Annotated in this window: 7 protein-coding genes; all 7 read right to left on the minus strand. The window is 71.2% G+C overall.

Going from position 1 to position 5,593, the window contains the following annotated elements; all coding sequences use genetic code 11:
* The coding region (locus Q2100_RS29160) for a biotin/lipoyl-containing protein (RefSeq protein WP_302916835.1) at nucleotides 1-247 on the minus strand (247 nt) is incomplete at its 3' end.
* Nucleotides 244-1,302: an alpha-ketoacid dehydrogenase subunit beta gene (locus tag Q2100_RS29165; protein WP_407667714.1), complete on the minus strand. Its 1,059-nt coding sequence runs from the start codon at nucleotides 1,300-1,302 to the stop codon at nucleotides 244-246. The genes Q2100_RS29160 and Q2100_RS29165, both read right to left, overlap by 4 nt.
* Before the next feature lies 1 nt (nucleotide 1,303).
* Nucleotides 1,304-2,371, minus strand: coding sequence for a pyruvate dehydrogenase (acetyl-transferring) E1 component subunit alpha (gene pdhA, locus Q2100_RS29170; protein ID WP_269893433.1), 1,068 nt, complete (start codon nucleotides 2,369-2,371; stop codon nucleotides 1,304-1,306).
* Nucleotides 2,372-2,592: 221 nt separating this feature from the next.
* Nucleotides 2,593-3,405 carry an HpcH/HpaI aldolase/citrate lyase family protein gene (locus Q2100_RS29175; protein WP_264015483.1) on the minus strand — a complete coding sequence of 271 codons (813 nt, stop codon included), beginning with the start codon at nucleotides 3,403-3,405 and terminating at the stop codon, nucleotides 2,593-2,595.
* Complete coding sequence (locus tag Q2100_RS29180) at nucleotides 3,405-3,896, minus strand: MaoC family dehydratase (protein WP_302916836.1); 492 nt, start codon at nucleotides 3,894-3,896, stop codon at nucleotides 3,405-3,407. Before Q2100_RS29180 ends, Q2100_RS29175 begins: the two co-directional genes overlap by 1 nt.
* Nucleotides 3,893-5,053, minus strand: a complete 1,161-nt coding sequence (locus Q2100_RS29185; RefSeq protein ID WP_302916837.1) for an acyl-CoA dehydrogenase family protein — start codon at nucleotides 5,051-5,053, stop codon at nucleotides 3,893-3,895. Before Q2100_RS29185 ends, Q2100_RS29180 begins: the two co-directional genes overlap by 4 nt.
* A gap of 2 nt (nucleotides 5,054-5,055) precedes the next feature.
* Nucleotides 5,056-5,593: biotin/lipoyl-containing protein (locus Q2100_RS29190; protein WP_302916838.1), on the minus strand; the 538-nt coding region annotated here is incomplete at its 5' end.

Raw genomic sequence — 5,593 nt, forward strand, 5'->3', positions numbered from 1 at the left:
CGGCGGTCTCGATCCGCACCAGCGGCGCGCCCACGTCGAGGGTGTCCCCGGCGGCGCCGCCGAGGGCGACGATGCGGCCCGCGTACGGGCTGGGGATCTCGACCTCGGCCTTGTTGGTCTCGACCGTGCACAGTGTCTGGTTGAGTTCGACGTCGTCGCCGACCGCGACGTGCCACGCGGTGACGGTGGCGTCGGCGAGCCCCTCCCCCAGATCGGGCACCGCGAAGTCGCGAACGGTGGTGGTCATGGCCGCGTCATCGCCTTCTCGACGCAGTCGAGCAACCGGTCCGGCCCGGGCAGCCACAGCTTCTCCAGCCGGGCGGGTGGATACGGGGTGTCGAAGCCGGTGGCCCGCAACACCGGGGCCTCCAGGTCGTAGAACAGGTCCTCCTGGATGCGCGCCGCCAGTTCGGCGCCGAATCCCAGTGTGCGCGGGCCCTCGTGCATGACCACGGCGCGGCCGGTCCGGCGCACCGACTCTGCCACGGTGTCGAAGTCGAGCGGGTTCAGCGACCGCAGGTCGACGACCTCGAGGTCCCAGCCGTAGCGGTCGGCGGCGAGTTCGGCGGCGCGGGTTGCCGTCGCCACCAGGGAACCGTAGGTCACCACCGTCACGTCGGCACCGGGCCTGCGGATCACGGCCTTCCCGATCGGCGGTCCGGGCACCGTGGTGTCCACGGGACCGCGTTCCCAGTAGCGGCGTTTGGGCTCGAGGTAGATCACCGGATCCGGGCAGGCGATGGCATGGCGCAGCAGCCAGTAGGCGTCCGACGGCGTGGCGGGCACCACCACCTTCAGCCCGGCGGTGTGCAGCCAGTAGCTCTCGGTGGACTCCGAATGGTGTTCCACCGCACCGATTCCGCCGAAGGACGGAATCCGCACGGTGACCGGCATGTCCACCTCGCCGTGCGTGCGCATGCGGTACTTGGCCAGATGGCTGACGATCTGGTCGAACGCCGGCGCCGCGAACCCGTCGAACTGGATCTCGGGCACGGGCACGAACCCGCGGATGGCCAGCCCGACGGCGATGCCGATGATCGCCGACTCGGCCAGCGGGGTGTCGAAACACCGTTGCTCACCGAAGGTCTCGGCCAGCCCCTCGGTCACCCGGAACACGCCGCCGAGGGTTGCGACATCCTCGCCGAACACCAGCACCCGGTCGTCGGCGGCCAGCGCGTCGTGCAGCGCGCGGTTCACCGCCCGCGCCATGGTCGACTCGGTGTCGGTGCGCACGGTGCTCAGCATCGGCCGGGGGACGTCGTCACCGCCGTTGGCCGCGGGCCGTTCGATGGTCTGGGTCATCTCATCCCTCCTTCGCGAGTTCGGCGGTCAGCTCGTCGCGCTGGCGCATCAGGTCGGGCGTGATGTCGTGGTAGACGGTGTCGAACACCTCGGCGACGTCCATGTCGGGTGTGTCGAGCACCGACTGCCGGAGTTCGGCCCGCAGGCGCTGCGACCGGTGCGCCACCCGCTGGTCGAGGCGGTCGGACCACACCCCGGTGGCCTGCAGGTAGCGCCGGTAGCGGTCGACGGGGTCGCGCGCCCGCCAGGTGTCGACCTCGCCGTCGGTGCGGTAGCGCCGCGGGTCGTCGGAGGTGGTGTGCGGGCCCATCCGGTAGGTGAGCGCCTCGACGAACGTCGGCCCGCCGCCCTCGCGGGCCCGCCGCGCGGCCTCGGCCGTCACCGCGAAGCAGGCCAGCACGTCGTTGCCGTCCACCCGCACCGCGGGCATGCCGTAGCCCTCGGCGCGGTGCGCGAGCGACGGGGCGGCGTGCTGTCGTCGCTCCGGCACCGAGATGGCCCACTGGTTGTTCTGGACGAAGAACACGACGGGCGCGCCGAACACCGCGGCGAGGTTGAGCGCCTCGTGCGCATCACCGGTGGAGGTGGCGCCGTCGCCGAGGAACGCGACGGTGACGGAGTCCTCGCCGAGCCGCTGCGCGGCCATCGCCGCCCCGACCGCGTGCAGACCCTGGGTGCCGATGGGGATGGCGATCGGCGCGCAGCACCTGCTGGTGAAGCCGAGGCCGCCGTGCCAGCGGCCGCGCCACACGGCTGCGACGTCGCCCGGGGGGATGCCGCGGACGAGGAAGACACCGAGTTCGCGGTACTGGGGGAAGAGCCAGTCGGTCTTGCGCAGACACGCGGCGGCGCCGACCTGTGCGGCCTCCTGGCCGCGGCAGGACGCGAAGAGTGCGAGCTCGCCCTGGCGCTGCAGGTTGACGAGTTCGGTGTCGACCTCGCGGGTGACGACCATGGACTCGTAGAGCCAGGCCAGGGTCTCGGGCGGGAGGTCTCTTCGGTACCGGGCCTCGTCGGTGGGCGCGCCGTCGGGCGCCACCAGTCGAATCGGTTCGACGAACCCGGCCATACCGCCTCCTGGGGTCACTGGCGGCGGGTCGCGCCGTCAGGCGACTGAGGTGCTCGGTACGAGGCGGGCAGAGCAGGACCTCGGGTGTGAGGCCTGTCGGCCGGCGGCCAGGGTATGGCGCCGGCGCGACGATGCGCACTGCTCGCTCCGTATCGGGGCACCTTCCAGTATGCCCCTGAAGCGGGTGTCCGCAGGCCGACCCGCCGCCGCGGCGCCGGGACTCAGCTGCGGGGTGCCAACGCGACGATGCGCTCGGCCCGCCGCAACACCGGCGAATCCACCATCTGCCCCTCGAACTGGAAGACCCCGCGTTCGCTGCGCGCGGTGTCGAGGACCCGCCGCGCCCAGTCCACCTGCTCCTCGGTGGGCGCGTAGGCCGCCCGGATGACCGCGACCTGGCTGGGGTGGATGGCGACCTTGGCGTCGAACCCGACCGCGACGGCGTCGTCGCTCTCGGCCCGCAGTCCGTCGAGGTCCTTGATGTCGAGGTACACCGAGTCCAGCGCGATCCGGCCCCACGCCTTGGCGGCGAGCAGGCTCTGCGACCGCACGTGCCGGGCCACGTCGCGGTAGCTGCCGTCGGGCCAGCGGTTGGACGTGCCGCCGGTGACGGCGAACAGGTCCTCGGCGCCCCACATGACGGCGTAGGCGTTGTCGACACGCGCGGTCTCCGTGACGGCCAGGGCGCCCAGCGGGGTCTCAACGAGCACGATGACGTCGAACGGTGCGAGTGAGCGCACCTGCTCGGCGGACTCGGTCTTCGCGAGCATGATCGTGGTGTAGCCGGTCTGCGCCAGGGTCGTCATGTCGAGCGCGTGGTCCGGCGTGGTCACCGGGTTGACCCGCACCACGGTCCGGTCCGGGTCGAGGCGGGTGTCGAGCAGCGCCTTGCGCGCCGCCTCCCGGTCCTTCGCCGCGACGCCGTCCTCCAGATCGAGGATCACGACATCGGCTGCGGCGGCGGCCTTCTCGAAGCGCTCGGGCCGGTCGGCCGGGCAGAACAGCCAGCCGGGGCCGTTGGTTCCCAGCGCCATCAGGCGTCCGCCTCGGGAAGCTTGCGCACCATGGTCTTCCGCGACGCGGTCGCCACCACGTCGCCGTGCTGGTTACGGGCGACGTGGGAGAAGGTGACGATGCCCTCCCCCGGGCGGCTCTTCGACTCGCGCTTGTCGGTCACCTCGGTCTCGGCGTAGAGCGTGTCACCGTGGAACAGCGGTTTCGGGAACGCCACCTCGCCGAATCCGAGGTTGCCGACGATGGTGCCCTGCGTCAGCTGGGCCACCGAGAGCCCGACGAGCGTGGAGAGGGTGAACATCGAGTTCACCAGTCGCTGGTTGAACGGCGGCAGCGCATCGGAGAACGCGGCATCCAGGTGCAGCGCCTGGGTGTTCATCGTCAGCGTGGTGAACAGCACGTTGTCGGCCTCGGTGATGGTGCGGCCGGGACGGTGCTGGTAGAGCACGCCGGTCTCGAACTCCTCGAACCACAGCCCCCGCTGGACGACGACCCGCTTCGCCTCGCTCACAGACCCGCCTCCCGCGCGATCAGCATCAGCTGTACTTCGGTTGTGCCCTCGCCGATCTCGAGGATCTTGCTGTCGCGGTAGTGCCGCGCCACCGGGTACTCGTTCATGTAGCCGTACCCGCCGAACACCTGGGTGGCGTCGCGGGCGTTGTCCATCGCCGCCTCGCTGGCGACCAGTTTGGCCACGGCGGCCGCCTTCTTGAACGGCTTGCCCGACAACATGAGTGCCGCCGCGTCGTAGTAGGCGGCGCGGGCGGCGTGGGCGCGGGCCTCCATCCGTGCGATCTTGAACGAGATGGCCTGGTACGTGCCGATCGCCGCACCGAACGCTTGGCGCTCCTTGGCGTACTTGACGCATTCGTCGACGCAACCCTGGGCGGCGCCGACCGACAGCGCCGCGATCGCGATCCGGCCCTCGTCGAGGATGCGCAGGAAGTTGGCGTATCCGCGGCCCTGCTCGCCCAACAGGTTCTCCTGCGGGACGCGGACGTCGTCGAAGCTCAGCGGGTGGGTGTCCGAGGCGTTCCAGCCGACCTTGTTGTACGCCGGTTCGGCGGTGAAGCCCTGGGTGGGCACCGGCACCAGGATCGCCGAGATCTCCTTCTTGCCGTCGCGTTCACCGGTGACCGCGGTGACGGTCACCAGTTTGGTGATGTCGGTGCCGGAGTTGGTGATGAACTGCTTGGAGCCGTTGATCACCCAGTGCCCGTCGTCGAGCTTGGCGGTGGTCCTGGTGGCGCCCGCGTCGGTGCCGCCGCCCGCCTCGGTCAGCCCGAAGGCGCCGAGCGCCTTGCCGCTGGCCAGCAGCGGCAGCCACTCCTGCTTCTGCTCCTCGGAGCCGAACCGGTACACCGGCATCGCGCCGAGCGACACCCCGGCCTCGAGGGTGATCGCCACGCTCTGGTCGATCTTGCCGAGCTCCTCCAGCGCGAGGCAGAGCGCGAAGTAGTCGCCGCCCATGCCGCCGTACTCCTCGGGGAACGGCAGGCCGAACAGGCCCATGTCGGCCATCCCGGCGACGACCTCGTACGGGAACGAGTGCTCCTCGTCGTGTTTGGCGGCGACCGGCGCGACCACACCCTGGGCGAAGTCGCGGACCGTCTTGGCCAGTTGCTCGTAGTGGTCCGGCAGTGTGCCGGTCGACAGAAAGTCACCCATGATCAGCTCTCCTCCGCGGTGATGCGGGCCAGCAGCTGGCCCACCTTGACCTGGTCGCCCACGGCGACAAGCAGTTCGACCGCGCCGTCGACCGGGGACGTCAGCGCGTGTTCCATCTTCATCGCCTCGACGGTGACCACCACGGCGCCTGCCGCGACGGTCGCGCCGTCGGAAACCCCTACCGCCACAACCGATCCCGGCATCGGGCTGGTCAATTCGGCGTCGCCGCTGTGGGCCTCGTCGGGCCGCACCGGCTCCTCGGGCACCTCGTCGACGACGGCGATACGCCCTGCGCCGGCCAACCAGATGCGGCCGTCGGCGGCGGCCACCACGTACTCGGCGCGCAGCCCGTCGACGGTGACGACGAGCCGGTCACCGTCGAGCGCGGCGGACAGCGATCGCGCCGGCCCGTCCTCGATCGCGACCACCGCGCTGTCGGGGGTGCCGGTGATGTGGACGTGATCGGTGCGGTGGCCGGCGTGCAGGCGCACGGTCGTCGGCGCCGCCTCCCCCAGCCGCCACCCGGTGGGGACCGCCCAC

Source organism: Mycolicibacterium arseniciresistens (assembly GCF_030519285.1).
Taxonomy (GTDB): domain Bacteria; phylum Actinomycetota; class Actinomycetes; order Mycobacteriales; family Mycobacteriaceae; genus Mycobacterium; species Mycobacterium arseniciresistens.

Bases quoted from the DNA above. Each gene is read 5' to 3' on its own strand.
- pdhA (WP_269893433.1), bottom strand. From the start codon at position 2,371: ATGGCCGGGTTCGTCGAACCGATTCGACTGGTGGCGCCCGACGGCGCG.
- Q2100_RS29165 (WP_407667714.1), bottom strand. From the start codon at position 1,302: ATGACCCAGACCATCGAACGGCCCGCGGCCAACGGCGGTGACGACGTC.
- Q2100_RS29185 (WP_302916837.1), bottom strand. From the start codon at position 5,053: ATGGGTGACTTTCTGTCGACCGGCACACTGCCGGACCACTACGAGCAA.
- Q2100_RS29175 (WP_264015483.1), bottom strand. From the start codon at position 3,405: ATGGCGCTGGGAACCAACGGCCCCGGCTGGCTGTTCTGCCCGGCCGAC.